Source organism: Arthrobacter woluwensis (genome assembly GCF_900105345.1).
Classification (GTDB): domain Bacteria; phylum Actinomycetota; class Actinomycetes; order Actinomycetales; family Micrococcaceae; genus Arthrobacter_E; species Arthrobacter_E woluwensis.
In genome coordinates this window covers 2,512,540-2,526,304 of record NZ_FNSN01000003.1, presented here as the reverse complement: position 1 = coordinate 2,526,304, position 13,765 = coordinate 2,512,540, and the positions used below count along the sequence as shown (strand labels likewise).

At 70.5% G+C, this 13,765-nt stretch carries 15 protein-coding genes; 6 read left to right on the top strand and 9 right to left on the bottom strand.

Features of this window, described 5'->3' with window-relative positions:
• The first annotated feature begins 12 nt into the window (after positions 1 to 12).
• Both BLV63_RS12170 and cspE read left to right on the top strand, forming a co-directional pair.
• Positions 13 to 1,635: a PucR family transcriptional regulator gene (locus BLV63_RS12170; protein WP_066215605.1), complete on the top strand. Its 1,623-nt coding sequence runs from the start codon at positions 13 to 15 to the stop codon at positions 1,633 to 1,635.
• A gap of 138 nt (positions 1,636 to 1,773) precedes the next feature.
• A complete protein-coding gene (gene cspE, locus BLV63_RS12165; RefSeq protein ID WP_066215604.1) occupies positions 1,774 to 1,977 on the top strand; it encodes a transcription antiterminator/RNA stability regulator CspE in 204 nt (67 codons plus the stop codon).
• 139 nt (positions 1,978 to 2,116) lie between these two features.
• Here cspE and BLV63_RS12160 read toward each other — a convergent pair whose 3' ends face one another.
• From BLV63_RS12160 to BLV63_RS12140, 5 genes are all read right to left on the bottom strand, one after another.
• Complete coding sequence (locus tag BLV63_RS12160; RefSeq protein WP_066215602.1) at positions 2,117 to 2,566, bottom strand: iron chaperone; 450 nt, start codon at positions 2,564 to 2,566, stop codon at positions 2,117 to 2,119.
• Between the two features lie 94 nt (positions 2,567 to 2,660).
• A complete protein-coding gene (locus tag BLV63_RS12155; RefSeq protein WP_066215601.1) occupies positions 2,661 to 3,227 on the bottom strand; it encodes a GNAT family N-acetyltransferase in 567 nt (188 codons plus the stop codon).
• Between the two features lie 71 nt (positions 3,228 to 3,298).
• A complete protein-coding gene (locus BLV63_RS12150) occupies positions 3,299 to 3,994 on the bottom strand; it encodes a response regulator transcription factor (RefSeq protein WP_254780552.1) in 696 nt (231 codons plus the stop codon).
• On the bottom strand, positions 3,991 to 5,139 hold the full coding sequence (locus BLV63_RS12145) for a sensor histidine kinase (protein WP_066215599.1): 1,149 nt from the start codon (positions 5,137 to 5,139) through the stop codon (positions 3,991 to 3,993). Before BLV63_RS12145 ends, BLV63_RS12150 begins: the two co-directional genes overlap by 4 nt.
• A gap of 7 nt (positions 5,140 to 5,146) precedes the next feature.
• Positions 5,147 to 5,692 carry a hypothetical protein gene (locus tag BLV63_RS12140; RefSeq protein WP_066215597.1) on the bottom strand — a complete coding sequence of 182 codons (546 nt, stop codon included), beginning with the start codon at positions 5,690 to 5,692 and terminating at the stop codon, positions 5,147 to 5,149.
• A 184-nt stretch (positions 5,693 to 5,876) separates the two neighbouring features.
• On the opposite strand from BLV63_RS12140, the gene BLV63_RS12135 reads away from it, so the two are divergent.
• Together BLV63_RS12135 and BLV63_RS12130 are read left to right on the top strand one after the other, a co-directional pair.
• Positions 5,877 to 6,485: a DUF1349 domain-containing protein gene (locus tag BLV63_RS12135; protein WP_169795527.1), complete on the top strand. Its 609-nt coding sequence runs from the start codon at positions 5,877 to 5,879 to the stop codon at positions 6,483 to 6,485.
• A gap of 22 nt (positions 6,486 to 6,507) precedes the next feature.
• Entirely contained in the window at positions 6,508 to 8,106 is a 1,599-nt protein-coding gene (locus BLV63_RS12130; protein WP_139244684.1) for an FAD-dependent monooxygenase, read from the top strand.
• Here the strand turns inward: BLV63_RS12130 and BLV63_RS12125 are convergent.
• The 4 genes from BLV63_RS12125 to BLV63_RS12110 form a co-directional block, all read right to left on the bottom strand.
• The gene (locus BLV63_RS12125; protein ID WP_066215593.1) at positions 8,078 to 8,908 is read right to left on the bottom strand and encodes a class I SAM-dependent methyltransferase; all 831 of its coding nucleotides are present in this window, start codon (positions 8,906 to 8,908) and stop codon (positions 8,078 to 8,080) included. The two genes, BLV63_RS12130 and BLV63_RS12125, sit on opposite strands and share 29 nt — an antisense overlap.
• A gap of 71 nt (positions 8,909 to 8,979) precedes the next feature.
• Positions 8,980 to 9,222, bottom strand: a complete 243-nt coding sequence (locus BLV63_RS12120; protein ID WP_066215591.1) for a DUF6457 domain-containing protein — start codon at positions 9,220 to 9,222, stop codon at positions 8,980 to 8,982.
• Position 9,223: 1 nt separating this feature from the next.
• Positions 9,224 to 9,844: a molybdenum cofactor guanylyltransferase gene (gene mobA, locus BLV63_RS12115; RefSeq protein WP_066215588.1), complete on the bottom strand. Its 621-nt coding sequence runs from the start codon at positions 9,842 to 9,844 to the stop codon at positions 9,224 to 9,226.
• Positions 9,841 to 11,055: a molybdopterin molybdotransferase MoeA gene (locus BLV63_RS12110; RefSeq protein ID WP_066215585.1), complete on the bottom strand. Its 1,215-nt coding sequence runs from the start codon at positions 11,053 to 11,055 to the stop codon at positions 9,841 to 9,843. The genes mobA and BLV63_RS12110 overlap by 4 nt, the downstream gene beginning before the upstream one ends.
• Positions 11,056 to 11,224: 169 nt before the next feature.
• On the opposite strand from BLV63_RS12110, the gene fdhD reads away from it, so the two are divergent.
• Positions 11,225 to 12,094, top strand: a complete 870-nt coding sequence (gene fdhD, locus BLV63_RS12105) for a formate dehydrogenase accessory sulfurtransferase FdhD (protein ID WP_066215583.1) — start codon at positions 11,225 to 11,227, stop codon at positions 12,092 to 12,094.
• Positions 12,095 to 12,215: 121 nt separating this feature from the next.
• Positions 12,216 to 13,721, top strand: a complete 1,506-nt coding sequence (locus BLV63_RS12100) for an OFA family MFS transporter (RefSeq protein ID WP_066215581.1) — start codon at positions 12,216 to 12,218, stop codon at positions 13,719 to 13,721.
• Positions 13,722 to 13,765: the final 44 nt, after the last annotated feature.

Sequence of the window (13,765 nt, the reverse complement as noted above, 5' to 3'; positions counted from 1 at the left end):
CCAGGAGAGCCCATGGAACCGATCGACCGCGCTCCAGCCGCGCGCTCCGTGCGCGACCTCACCGCGGTGCTGAACTCGTCCGGCCTGGCCGTGGATCATCTGGGGCCGGACAGGCCGCTCACTCTGGTGAGCCCTGTGATCCTGGACCCTCTGGAATCGCTTCAGGACGCGCCCGGAGGCCTGCTGCTCGGCGTCGGCGTCACGGAGGACGGGGCCACCTCCACCCTGCGGGATGCGGCGGATGCCGGCTACGCCGCCGTCGTGCTCAAAAGGACGGCGAGCCTGGTGGCGGAGCCAGACAGGGCCCGGCGTCTGAGCGCCGTGGCGGCATCGGCCGGCGTCGCCGTGCTCGTGGTGGAGGGGGAGCTGTCCTGGCGGCAGCTCGACACGCTGCTGGAGTCGGCCCTGGGCGCGGTCGCCGAGGCCGGCGGCGCTCCCACCGCGCTGGGCGCCGGCGATCTGTTCGCGCTCGCCAACGCCATCGCCGCGATGGTGGGCGGCGCCACGACGATCGAGAACCTTCAGGAGGAGGTCCTCGCCTATTCGACGCTGCCTGATCAGCCGATCGACCTGGACCGCCAGCAGGGCATCCTGGGGCGGCAGGTCCCGCATCTTCCGGAGAACGCCGCGCAGTACGCCTCGGTCTTCCGCGCTCGCGGCGCCGTGCGGATTCCTGGTTCGGGTGATGCGATGGGCCGGATGGCGGTCGCGGTCCGCGCCGGAAACGAGCCTCTCGGCTCCGTGTGGGTGGTGGACCCCGGCGATGACCTCCCCGACCACGCCGCAGCCGCCCTCGAACGCGCCGCCGACATCGCGGCCCTCCACCTCCTCAGGGCTCGCAGTGGCCGCGACCTGGCCCGCCTGCGACGCTCCGAAGGCCTGCGCCGGCTGATCCACGGCGACGACGACGCCCCTCTGGTCGCGCGCCACCTGAACCTCGGGCTGCGGCCGCCCTTCGCCGTGCTCGCCTTCGAGCCCGACCCCACCCCGGGCGCTGACGCCGTCACCCTGACCCGCCTGACGGACCTGGTGAGCACGCTGACGGAGTCGCAGCGCCGGGGGACATGGTGCGTGGAGGAGGACGGGGTGATCTACGCGGTGCTCGGCGAGGTGGGTGCGAAGGAACAGCCGGCTCTCCGCACCCTGGCCCGCCGCGTCATGGACCGTGCCTCCGGAGCTCTCGGTGTGACGCTCCGGGCGGCCCTGGGCGCGGTCGTGACATCGGTGACGGCCATCGCCACCTCGCGGCGTTCGGCCGATCAGGCGCTGCTGCTCCTGGACCCGGAGGGGGAGCGCTTCGTCAGCGCGTCCGATCTGCACAGCAGGCTGGCTCTGCTGGAGCTCGGCGCGTTCCTCCAGACGAAGGAGCAACTTTTCTCCCCGGCGGCTCTGGCCATGGTCCGTCATGACGACGACCATGGCAGCGAGTATTCCCGGACCGTCCTCGCGTACCTCGAATCGGGCCGCGATTCGGCGACGACGGCAGCCGCGCTCTCCCTGCACCAGAACACGCTCCGGTACCGGCTGAAGCGGGTCCAGGAGCTGTTCGGTGTGGATCTCCGTCACGCGGACGACGTGCTCCTGCTGTGGATCAGTCTCAGGGTGGTGCATCTGACAGGGACTCCTGTAGACTGAACATGTTGTTGTGTTTGGCATTTTGTATTTCAGTATTTGCGGTCCCCGGATCGCACCTTTCTGAAGCAACGGTGGAGAGCACCCCACACCGGAGGCCCGATCGTCGGGACCAACCTCCCCTTCAGTGAGGACTGAATTATGGCTACAGGTACAGTGAAGTGGTTCAACGCGGAAAAGGGCTTCGGCTTCATTTCCCCCGATGACGGCAGCCAGGACGTGTTCGCGCACTTCTCCGCGATCAACTCCTCGGGCTACCGCTCCCTCGAAGAGAACCAGAAGGTCTCCTTCGAGATCCAGCAGGGCCCCAAGGGCCCGCAGGCTGCAGACATCCAGCCTCTCTGAGACTCTCAGTATCCACCGCAGGGCCGGTTTTCACCGGCCCTGCGGTGTTTTAAGCCCGCGACGTTCTCAGCGGCGTGAGATTTCGCGCGCTGCGGTCACACACACGGCGCGCGAAGCCTCCGAGAGATGGCCGCCGGTCCTAGCCCTCCGCCGTCGCGCGTTTGACCAGCTCCACGATCTTCGCCTCGACCGCCGGCGTGAGCTTCGTGAGGGCGTACGAGGTGGGCCACAGGTCACCGTCGTCCAGGGTCGCGCTCTCCTGGAAGCCCAGCGTCGCGTAGCGGGCCTTGAACTTCTTCGCGTCCTGGAAGAACAGGACCGATTTCCCGGCCTTGTTCGCATAGCTCTGCATGCCGTACCAGAGCTTGGGGCTGAGCTGAGGCGCGTGTTCCAGGACGATCTGGTGGACCTTCTCCGCCAGGATCCGGTCCGGTTCGTCCATGGAGGCGATCTTCTCCTCGACTTCCGCCGCCAGTTCCTCCGGAGTGGCCTTGTTCTTGCCGCGTGAGGCTTTGACCTCCCGGGACCGTTCCTTCATCGCGGCGCGTTCCTCGTCGCTGAAGGCGGGGCCGCTATCCTTTTCTGCCATGCTTCGTCCTCTCCCGGTGGGGCTTTTTCAGCCTAGGCGACGGCGGCCCGGCGGGGAACGGACTCCGGCCTGGAAAGCGCCTGCGCGATCACCCTCAGCGCAGTGGCGAGGCCCGCCACTCGTCCTCCAGCATCGCGAACACGAGCTCGGTGGACCATTCGCCCTCGAACCATTCGTTCTGGACCAGCCTGGCCTCGAGCCGCATCCCGAGCCGCTCGGCCACACGCGCGGAGGCGGTGTTGCGCTCGTCGAGCCGGGCGACCATGCGATGCAGACCTAGGCCGTCGAATCCCAGGCGCAGCATCGCGGTCGCGGCCTCGGTGGCGTAGCCGAGCCCCGTCGCCTCAGGGGAGAGGATGTACCCGACCTCGCCGGCGCGGTGTTCGGCGCTGTGCCAGAAGAGGACGGCGTCACCCACCAGCCGTCCCGTCGCGCGCTCTTCGAGGGCGAGCGTGAGGGACTGGCCCGGTTCGGTCAGCTCGGTCCGGCCCCAGCGTCCGGCGATCCGGTCGGCGATGTCCTCCCGGGTCAAGGGGCCGTAGGGGACGAAGCGGACCACGTCCGGCTGAGATTTGTAGCGCAGCATGGGGTCGATGTCCTGGGCGGTCATGGGCCGCAGCAGGAGCCGGTCGGTGTGGACGGGATATTCGGGGCTCAGCACAGCTCGATGCTAGGCCTCAGCGCGTCACACACCCGGTCGAACGCACCAGCGTGCCTGCCTCGCGCCGAGGATCACGACCTCACGAGGGTGATCGCCTGGGCGCGGTCCCGCACGGCGAGCTTGGCGAAGAGCGAATTGATGTGGGTCTTGACGGTCGAAATCCCCAGGAAGAGCGTCCCCGCGATCTCACCGTTGCTGAGCCCGTCCGCCACGAGTGCCAGAACCTCGGCCTCCCGGCGCGTGAGCTGCGGGAACCGCGTCTGGAGGCCGTCGGCGTCGTCGACCGCGCGGGGAGGATCAGCGGGTGCGGCGGCGCCCTGGCTGAGGGCGGTGACCAGGACGGCGCTCACTTCCGGCGCGAAGGTCGACTGACCGCGGGCGACGGCGCGGACGGCCGCTGCCAGTTCGGCCCGCCCGGCGTCCTTGGTCAGATAGCCGCGGGCGCCGGCGGTCAGGGCGCGGAGGATCGACTCATCGTCGGCGAACGTGGTGAGGACCAGGACGGCCGTGTCCGGGAAGTCTGCCGTGATCCTGGCCGTGGCGCCCACGCCGTCGAGGCCGGGCATCCTCAGGTCCATGAGGACCACGTCCGGACGCAGCTCCGCAGTCCGGGCGACGGCCTCCTCGCCGTCCGCCGCCTCGGCGACCACTTCCAGACCCGGCACAAGGCGCAGCACCGTGACGAGGCCGTCCCGGACGATAGCCTGGTCATCCGCCACCACGATGCGGATCAGGGGTTCCGTCTGCGCGGGATCGTCGTGCGTCACAGCGCAGCCTCCGCGGTCACGACGAAGCGGTCGCCCTGGACCCCGGCCCGCACGGACGATCTGGGCCCCAGTGCCTCGAACCGCTCCCGCATGCCGGTCAGCCCGTACCCGCGGCCCGGGGAATCCCCGGCAGGTGACTCCGTGTCGGGGAGGGGGTTGGAGACGGTCAGGGTCACAGTGTCTTCCTTCCAGGTGAGCCCGGCCCGGACCGGCTCTCCGGGGGCGTGTTTGCGCGCATTGCTGAGAGCTTCCTGCACAGCGCGCAGGAGCGCGTCGGCCGTGCGGTCACTCAGCGGATGCGCCGTTCCGGTCTCGGTGAAGTCCACGACCCCGCCGAGGGATCGGTGCGCCTGCAGGAGCTGTTCGACGCCGGGAGTCACGGCGTCCAGCGCTGCGGCCTGGATGACCGCGGCTGCTTGCGGGTCCCGCAGTGTCGCGACGGCGCGGCGGGCCTCGCTCAGCCCATCGGACGCCAGACGCCTCGCGGCCGCGACCCGCTCGGCCGCCGCGGAATGGTCGCCGGTTTCGAGCAGGGCCTCGGCGGCGTCGAGCTGAAGGACGAGTCCTCCGAGACTGTGGGCCAGCACGTCGTGCAGATCGCGGGCGATCGCGACCCGTTCCGCGTCCTGCCGCATGGCCAGTTCCCGCTCCCGCAGGAGCGCGGCTTGGGCCTCCGCCTCGCGGAACTGCCGGCGGCTGAACCCCCCGACCGCCGCGAGGATCAGACCACCCATCATGGTCACGACGGCGGGAACCGAGGCGTGCACGGGCACCCCGCTCACGGCCACGAGCGCGCAGCTCACGAGAGCGGCCGCGACGCCCCGGACCAGCGGAACGGCCGGGGTTGAGATCACGATGAGGATGCCGATCGCGGCAGGGACCACCGTCAGGCCGTCGGTGGGCCCGGCCGACGCGGCTCCGGTGAGCGCCGCCACGAGTCCCAGCGGGACATCCGCACGCCGATCCCGCCAGACGAGACCGGACAGGCCGCGGACGGCCCACGCCGTCAGGGACAGCCCCGCGAGGATCGCCGCCCAGAGGGGCCGGCCGCCGTCGTCCCCGCGGAACAGGGCATCGCCCACCACGGCGCTGCCGATCACGTTCAGCAGCGGGGCGGACCAGCCTCGCGGTTCGTCGGTGTTCATAGGACTATCATGCGGCAGGAGCGCGGTTCGGCAGAGCCGACGCCTCCGCGGACTGCCGTGCCACGCGTCCCGCGAAGATGAAGGCGCGGGCGGCACGGTTGGCGGCCAGCATCAGCAGGATCACCCCGGTCGAAGCGGCCAGATGGGAGCCTGCCATCCCGGCCAGCACGTCCACGCCGACTCGCACCACGATCACCAGGAACCACAGCGCCAGCCCCAGGCCGCCGGTGCGTGATTCATACGTGGCCAGTGAGTCACCCTTGCGTCCGCTGCGGACGGGGGTCGTTAGACGACGGAAGGAGGCGATGCGCCCCATGGCGGCGCCGATCCCGAGGGAGATGACCAGCTCGACGACCAGCACCGCCAGATCCAGGGGACTCAGGGAGGACGGCGGGGCGGTGTTGAGCAGGAAGGCCACCCCGACGACTCCCATCACCAGCGGAGTGCGCCACAGGCGGCTGATGTCGACCGGCCGCCAGGTCATCTGGCGGTAGCCGATCCAGCCGATCAGCGCGAGAGCGAGGAGTGCGTTGCCGAGCATCTGCAGGGACATGGCCTTGCCTTTCAGGATCTGTGCCGGCAGGTCTTGCCGGTGATTCCAGCCTCCCGTTTCCGGGTCCCGGCCGGGACCACCCCGAGGTGGAACGGCGGGTGGAGATCCAGGGTGGAGGCCCGCGAGCCCTGACCCTCTCGGAGGAGGGGTGCGGTGGGAGGCCGAGCCGGGCAAAATGCTGTGCATGACGTCTTTCCGCCTTCCGGGTGTGCCCGATGAGTTCCGCTCCCTGCGTCCCGGGGAAGGGGAAGCAACCGTCGACGGCGGAACCGTCACCCTCCGCGCGGCCGCCGGAGACGATCTCTTCAACAGGCCCGGCACGGACTCCGTGGTCCAGAGCGCCACGGTCTTCGCGTTCCCCGTGGAGGGCGATTTCATGCTGGAAGCCGAGGTCGAAGTCGACTTCCGGGACTGTTTCGACTCCGCCGTCCTGGTGGGCCACCTCGACGGTCTGCAATGGTTCAAGCTCTGTGCCGAACTCGATGAGGTCGGCCGGCCCCGGATCATGTCGGTCGTCACCCGAGACCGTTCCGACGACGCCACCGGCGTCCACCTCCCCGCCGGACCCGTGCGGCTGCGGATCTCACGGGCGGGCACCATGATCAGCCTGCACTATCACTCCGAGGGCCGCTGGGAACTGGCCCGCTACTTCGGATTCCCCCTCACGGGATCCGAGGGCGGGCTCAAGGTAGGGATCGCCGTCCAGTCGCCCCGCGGGAAGGGCACGACGGCGACCTTCCGCCACGTCTCGTTCCGCCCCACGGGCGTCACGGACGTCCGCTCAGGCGAGTGACCGGCAACCGGCAGGAGAGGCGATGACACCAGAGATGACGCCGCGGCCGGAGCAAGAGCCTGCTGCCGGGACGCTGCCCACCGATGCACTGCCCACCGACGTCCTGATTGTGGGCGCGGGCCCCACCGGTCTCATGCTGGCGGCCTGCCTGCAGCGGCTCGGGGTGCGGTTCCTCATCGCCGACGCCAAACACGGGCCCACCCGGGAATCCCGCGCCCTCGCGTTGCAGGCCCGCAGCCTCGAGATCTACGACCAGCTCGGGCTCGTGCAGCGGGTCCTCAAACAGGCGGCGGTGGCCCCGGCCATCGCCCCTGGATACAGGGAACACCCCTTCGCGACCGTCAGCTTCGGCAACCTGGGAAAGGGCCTCACCCCGTTCCCGGGCATCCACATCCTGGAACAGAGCCGCAACGAACGGCTCCTCGTGGCAGCCCTGGAGGAGCGCGGGGATTCCGTCCACTGGGGTCACCGGCTGCTCGGTCTGGAACAGGGCGGGGGCGGCGTCACCGCACGGCTCGGCGGCGGCGACGGAGATGTCCGCCGGGTCGAGGCCCGCTATCTGGTGGGTGCGGACGGCGCTTCCTCGACGGTGAGGGAACTCAGCGGAACACCTTTCGACGGGGTGACGAACCCGGACACCTTCTATGTGGCCGACGCGCGCGGCGTGACCGGACTGGTCGAGGACGCGGTCAATCTCCGCTTCAGCGCCGGCGACTTCCTGCTCACCTTCCCCCAGGGAGCGGTGGGGCACCACCGGCTGATCGGCGTCGTCCGCACGCCCGACGGCGAACAGGTCACCGAGAAGGAGACCCGCCGGACGGTAGGGCGTGAGTTCGGTGTCGGATACCGGGATTCGAGCTGGTTCTCCACCTACCGGGTCCACCACCGCGTGGCGGCACGGTTCCGCTCCGGGCGGGTGTTCCTCGCGGGGGACGCCGCCCATGTGCATTCCCCGGTCGGGGCTCAGGGGATGAACACGGGGCTGCAGGACGCGCACGGCCTGGCCTGCGCGCTCGCTGACGTGCTCCTCCGAGGTTCCGGAGACGAGCGGCTGGACCGGTACGAGGCCGAGCGGCGGCCCGTGGCGCTGCGCCTCGTGCGGACCACGGACCGGCTGTTCAGCACCATCACGGCGGATTCGCCGCTCGCCCGCGTGATCCGCGCCGGGGTCCTGCCCCGCCTGGCGCCGCTGCTCGGACGGGTGCTGCCGCGCCTGGCACGTCGCGCGAAGCTGTATGAGTACGTCTCGCAGATCCGGATCCACTACTGGATGAGCGCCGACGCCCGGCGCCGGGCGAAGGGCCGTCGGGACCGTCTCATCGGACGGCGGCTGGCCTGGAACGAGGACAATTTCGCGGCGCTCCGGAGCCTGGCCTGGCAGGTTCACGTCTACGGTGCAGCGGATCAGGCGTCGCTCGACCGCATGGGCCGGGAGAGCGGCCTGCCCGTCCATCATTTCGAGACTGTGCGGAACCCGCGGCTCGTGGGAGGACAGGCCGTGCTGGTGCGGCCCGACGGTTTCGTTCAGGACGCGCGGAAGCTGCCCGCCGCCGTCGCGGACTGGGCCGTGCACTCGACCCGCGACCGGGGCGTCAGGATTCCTGCTCCGGGGACGGGCTGAGCGCGGTCACCAGGAGGGCGCTCACCGGCAGACGGAACTCGCCGTCGCCGAAGCGCTCGACCAGCAGCGACGTGACCGAGCCGAACAGCCGGTCCGCGTCCTCGGGGCCGTCGAGCACGAGGTAGTTGTTCGTCGGCGTTCCGAACAGATGCGACCGCGCGATGCCCGCCCCCGTCGTCGGCCCGCTCAGGTGTTCGATGGTCCGCACCAGGACGGATGAGAAGCCTGCGGCTTCCAGCTCGCCGGTCAGCAGGGGTGGGTCGGCCAGGGAGAACGGCACGCGTTCCAGGAACGACGCCGCCTCCTCCTGCCCCAGTTCGTGCAGGGACTCGACGATCGACCGCGGCACCGGATTGTGCTCCAGGCTGTCCCAGACCGTGAACGCGAACAGCCCGCCGGGTCTGAGGACCCTCGCCACCTCCTGAAAGGCCCGATGCCGGTCGGGGAAGAACATGACGCCGAAGGCGCACGCCAGCGCGTCGAACGACCGGTCGTCGAAGGGAAGGCTGAGGGCGTCGGCCTGGCGCCATTCCAGCGTGGCGGAAGCAGGCTGGAGGGATGCGGCGCGGGCGAGCATGGCCGGGTTGAGGTCGGTGGCGGTCAGCAGCGCCTGGGGGAGTGCGGACGCCAGTTCACGCGTGACGACGCCGGTCCCGGCCGCGGTCTCCAGCACCCGGGCGGGTGCCGCAGCGGCGACGGTGGCGGCCAGATCGCAGGCGAAGTCCTGGAACATCAACGGCACCAGGACCTCGTCGTAGACGGTGGGGATCGAACCCACGAATTCCTTGTCCTTGGCATTCATGATCCATTGTCCCGCCGTCGGGGCGACGGGACCAGACCTCCGCGGACCCGGACTTGAGAGCGGCGCGGGCGTCAGCCCTGATGCTGCCGGATGAGCTCGCGCGCGATCTCGGCGGCCTCCTCCGCCGAGGCGCCGCGTGCGACGGCGATCCCCACCAGGTACGTCGTGAGGGGGCCGGCGGGGCGGGTCACGCCATGGGCGGCGTCGCGGGTCAGATCGAGCAGGAGGCCGGTGGGGACATCGAGATCCCCGAGGTTCAGGGCTGCGCTCAGATCGCTGACCCAGGCGTCGAGTTCGGCGGGGGTGGAGCTCATGTCAGGATTCCTCTCGAAGGGTGGTGCTCTGTTGTTCGCGATACTGCTCCACCGCGGACCAGGTGTCCAGATCCAGGGACGCGTCCGCGGTGTCCGGAACGGTGTGAAGAGTCAGGGGCGCCAGGAGCTGTCGCAGGGCTGCGCCGTCCACGTGCCCGAGCGCGGCGACCGCGCGGTGAAGAGCCTCGAGGCGGTACCGTCCGGCGAGCCACTGGGATCGGCCGTCCCCGTCGGCGAGGACGACCGCGTCCGCGCCGGCCGGTATCGGAACGTTCTCCAGCGCCGCCACGATCCGGCCCGCCCGCGGCAGATCACAGGCCAGGACCCAGGCTTCGGCGCCGGGTGTGCGGGCAGGCGAGTCTTCCGGCAGACCGGCCATGGCCTTCAGGGCTGCGGCGAGTGCTGCCACGGGCCCGCCGAAGGGTGGCTCCTCACGCACCACGGTCACGCCGGGCCGCGCGAGCGAGTCCGGACCCACGGCGATGACCGGAGTGCAGTCGGCGACCGCGGCGTAGACGTGGTCGACCAGCCGGCGTCCGGCCACCTCGACCGATGCCTTGTCGGCGCCGCCCAGCCGCGAGGCCCGTCCTCCGGCCAGGACGATCGCCGCCCGCGCGGTCATGCCCACTCCGGCCCGAGCGGCAGGACCGACACCGGGTCGCCCTCGTGCACCTCTTCGACGCCCTCGGGAATGATCACGAACGCGTTCACGGAAGCCGGGGAGATCTTCGGGTCATCGGGTCCACCGTGCCGCAGCGAGGGCCGGACCTCCTCGCCGTCGAGGACGGCGGGGAGGATCTGAGTACGGTGGCGGGAACTGTGCCAGCTCGTGGCGGCCGCCCGGACCACGCGGGGCCGGTCGAGTTCCTGGTGCCCGGCCAGGGCGCGCAGGGCGGGCCTCACGAACAGTTCGAAGGAGACGGCGACGCCCACCGGGGTGCCGGGGAGGCAGAAGACGAGGGTGCCGTCGTCGAGCGTTCCGAAGCCCTGCGGCTTGCCGGGCTGCATCGCGACAGGGCCGAACGTGATGGATCCGTGGCCATTCAGAAGGGCCTTGACGACGTCGAATGCGCCGACGCTCGCCCCTCCGGTCAGGATGATCACATCACCGTCCACGGAGTCGAACGCACGGCGCAGCGTCTCCTCGTCGTCGTGCACGGTGAGGACGCCGGCGAGGTCGGCGCCGGCATCCTGGACGGCAGCCGAGAGGTGGACGGAGTTGGACTCGGGGATCTGTCCCCGGCGCGGTGTGCCGCCGGGGGCGATGAGTTCCGAACCCGTGGCGATGATCGAGACGCGCGGGCGCGGGTGTGCCAGCACGGTCGCGGCTCCCGCGGAGGCGAGGGCCGACAGCTGCCACGGTCCCAGAACCGCGCCGGCCGGCACCGCGACGCTGCCGGCCGCGGACTCCTCCCCGGCCCTCCGGATGTGGGCGCCGGGCGCCGGCTTCTGGAGCACCGTGATCCACTCGGGCGGCGTCGGTCCGGCCGCAGTGCCGAGATCGGTGCGCTCGAGGGGCACGACGGCGTCGGCGGCGGTCGGCACGGGAGCGCCGGTCATGATGCGGGCGGCTTCCCCGGGTCCCAGGGGCGGATCCAGCTCGGTCCCGGCCGGCAGATCCGCGACCACGCGGAGCCGCGATCCTTCGGTGGCATCGAACAGCCGTACGGCATAACCGTCCATCGCGGAGTTGTCGAAGAGGGGGATCGGCCATCGATTGAGGACGTCTTCGGCGAGCACGAGACCTCGTGCCGCGGCGAGCGGGACGCGCACCGGAGACAGCGCCCGCGCACTGGCCAGAACCCTGCTGCGGTGCTGATCCACGGTGATCACGGGCGGCCCGTCCAGGCCGTCGGGAAGGCCTGCGGCACCGGGGTGCGGAGACGCAGGGCAGGACGGGATCCGGAGGGGTGGGGGCGTGGCATGCGACCATGCTAGCGCGCGGCAGGAGGTGCTCCGCCGCCCCGGCGAGGGAGCGGTCAGGGAGTGTAGCCTTGGCACCGTGGGTCAGATCACGAGACGCCGTCCGTTGTTGAAAATCGTCCTGGGCGAGGAGCCCCGCCGCAGGATCGACACCCTTGCGGTCGAGGAACCGCTGGAGATCAGGGTCGCCTCGTCGCCCCTGGCCGTCACCATGCGCACCCCCGGCCACGACGTCGAACTCGCCACCGGCTTCCTCGTCTCCGAAGGCATCATCGCCGACGGCGGGGACGTCAGGACTGCCATCCACTGCGGCGGACCCGGGACGGGCGGCGAGGAGAACACGTACAACGTCCTCGACATCGCCTTGGCCCCTCATGTGGCCCCGCCCAGCCCGGACGCGGCGCGGAACTTCTACACCACCAGTTCCTGCGGGGTCTGCGGCAAGGCCAGCATCGAGGCGGTGGAGACCGTCTCCCGGCACGATGTCTCAGTGGACCCTGTCACGGTGGGCGCCGCCCTGCTGGCCACCTTCCCGAACCGCCTGCGTGAACGCCAGGCGGCGTTCGAGAAGACCGGCGGGCTGCACGCGGCCGCCCTGTTCGACGCCGCCACGGGCGAGCTGCTCGTGGTGCGGGAGGACGTGGGCCGCCACAACGCCGTGGACAAGGTGGTGGGCTGGGCCGCCCAGAACGGCCGCCTGCCGCTGACCGGCACGGTCCTCCAGGTTTCCGGGCGCGCCAGCTTCGAACTGGTCCAGAAGGCGGTCATGGCCGGCATCCCGGTGCTGGCCGCGGTGTCCGCGCCGTCGTCGCTGGCGGCCGAGCTCGCCGACGACCAGGGACTCACGCTGGTCGGCTTCCTGCGGGGGAACTCCATGAACGTGTATGTTGGCGCGCAGCGGATCCGCACCGAGTCGGTGGAACCTGCCGCTGTGTCCTCCGGATCCTGAACGGTCTCGCCGAACACCGGCATTGACAATCGCTGACATCTGAATTGTTATTTTCGTCAGAGAAACTGACCGCTGACGGAACGTATCCCCGGGCCGGACGTTCCGGGTGGCAGGAGTTCAGATGAGCGTGCTCGACCGTGAAGCCACGATCGCACCCCCCACTTTCAACCGCTGGCTGATGCCGGCCGCCGCCCTGGCGATCCACCTATGCATCGGCCAGGTCTACGCGCTGAGCGTCTTCAAGACCCCGTTCATGCAGCGCTTCGGCGCGGGGGACCTCGCGGTCGGGTGGGTGTTCTCCCTCGCGATCGTCGTGCTGGGCCTCTCGGCCGCGGTGGGCGGCACCTGGGTGGAGAAGGCGGGACCGCGCAAGGCCATGGTGGTGGCGGGGACGTTCTGGGTCTCCGGCTTCTGTGTGGCCAGCCTCGGCATCGCCACGGGCCAGCTCTGGCTCCTGTACCTCGGGTACGGCGTCATCGGCGGCATCGGACTGGGACTCGGGTACATTTCGCCGGTGTCCACTCTCATGAAGTGGTTCCCGGACCGCCCCGGCCTGGCGACCGGGCTGGCCATCATGGGGTTCGGCGGCGGGGCCCTGATCGCCAGCCCCGTCTCGGCCGCGCTCCTGAGCGCCTACGGCGGCGGGTCCGCTCCCGCGAACCTTGTGCAGGGTCTCGCGCCGACCTTCCTGACACTGGCCGCGGTCTACGCCGTCGTCATCGCGATGGGCGCGTTCGTCATCAGGCTGCCGCATCCCGGCTGGAAGCCCGGCGGCTCCACCGGCGCCCCCGGACGGGCCGTGGCCGCGGCTCCGGCCGGTGTCTCCGCCGCGAACGCCGTGAAGACCCCGCAGTTCTGGCTCCTGTGGACCGTCCTGTTCTGCAATGTGACCGCAGGGATCGGCATCCTCGAGAACGCCTCGCCCATGATCCGGGATTACTTCTCCCAGATCGACGTGGCCTCGGCCGCCGGCTTCGTCGGCCTGCTGTCGCTGGCGAACATGGCGGGCCGGTTCGTCTGGTCCAGCGTCTCGGACTACCTCGGGCGCAAGCGGATGTACATGGCGTATCTCGGGATCGGCCTCCTCATGTACGCCGTGATCGCGGCCTTCGGCGGTGGGAGCCTGGTCGTCTTCGTCCTCGCGACCCTCGTGATCCTGTCCTTCTACGGAGGTGGTTTCGCAACTGCGCCGGCCTATCTGCGGGATCTCTTCGGCGTGTATCAGGTGGGCGCCATTCACGGGCGCCTGCTCACGGCGTGGTCCGCGGCCGGCGTCGCCGGCCCGGTGATCGTCAACGCGGTCGTGGAGCACCGCACGGCGGAAGGCGCCCGGGGCCCGGAGGTCTACACGACCTCGCTGCTCATCATGGTGGGCGTCCTGGCCGTCGGCTTCGTCGCGAACCTCCTCATCAAGCCGGTCGCTGCCCGGTACGCGGTGGCGGCCTCCGCGGCGTCCACACAGGGAACGACGTCAGGCGATGCGACGACGACGGCGGGCGCCCGGGCGGGGGCGCAGGCCGGCGCGGTGCACACGGTCGTCGCCACGGTGCTGAGCGCCGTCGTCATCATCGCCCTCGGCTACGGGCTGACGCAGGTGACCCTGAAAGCGCTCGCGCTGTTCTCCTGATCGGACTCTCCCCGCGGTCATGGTCGTGATCATGACGCGCCACT

Excerpts from the sequence above, each read along its gene's own strand:
- BLV63_RS12170 (WP_066215605.1), top strand. The coding sequence starts at position 13 with ATGGAACCGATCGACCGCGCTCCAGCCGCGCGCTCCGTGCGCGACCTC.
- cspE (WP_066215604.1), top strand. The coding sequence starts at position 1,774 with ATGGCTACAGGTACAGTGAAGTGGTTCAACGCGGAAAAGGGCTTCGGC.
- BLV63_RS12160 (WP_066215602.1), bottom strand. The coding sequence starts at position 2,566 with ATGGCAGAAAAGGATAGCGGCCCCGCCTTCAGCGACGAGGAACGCGCC.
- BLV63_RS12145 (WP_066215599.1), bottom strand. The coding sequence starts at position 5,139 with ATGAACACCGACGAACCGCGAGGCTGGTCCGCCCCGCTGCTGAACGTG.
- BLV63_RS12140 (WP_066215597.1), bottom strand. The coding sequence starts at position 5,692 with ATGTCCCTGCAGATGCTCGGCAACGCACTCCTCGCTCTCGCGCTGATC.
- BLV63_RS12135 (WP_169795527.1), top strand. The coding sequence starts at position 5,877 with ATGACGTCTTTCCGCCTTCCGGGTGTGCCCGATGAGTTCCGCTCCCTG.
- BLV63_RS12130 (WP_139244684.1), top strand. The coding sequence starts at position 6,508 with ATGACACCAGAGATGACGCCGCGGCCGGAGCAAGAGCCTGCTGCCGGG.
- BLV63_RS12125 (WP_066215593.1), bottom strand. The coding sequence starts at position 8,908 with ATGAATGCCAAGGACAAGGAATTCGTGGGTTCGATCCCCACCGTCTAC.
- BLV63_RS12120 (WP_066215591.1), bottom strand. The coding sequence starts at position 9,222 with ATGAGCTCCACCCCCGCCGAACTCGACGCCTGGGTCAGCGATCTGAGC.
- mobA (WP_066215588.1), bottom strand. The coding sequence starts at position 9,844 with ATGACCGCGCGGGCGGCGATCGTCCTGGCCGGAGGACGGGCCTCGCGG.
- BLV63_RS12100 (WP_066215581.1), top strand. The coding sequence starts at position 12,216 with ATGAGCGTGCTCGACCGTGAAGCCACGATCGCACCCCCCACTTTCAAC.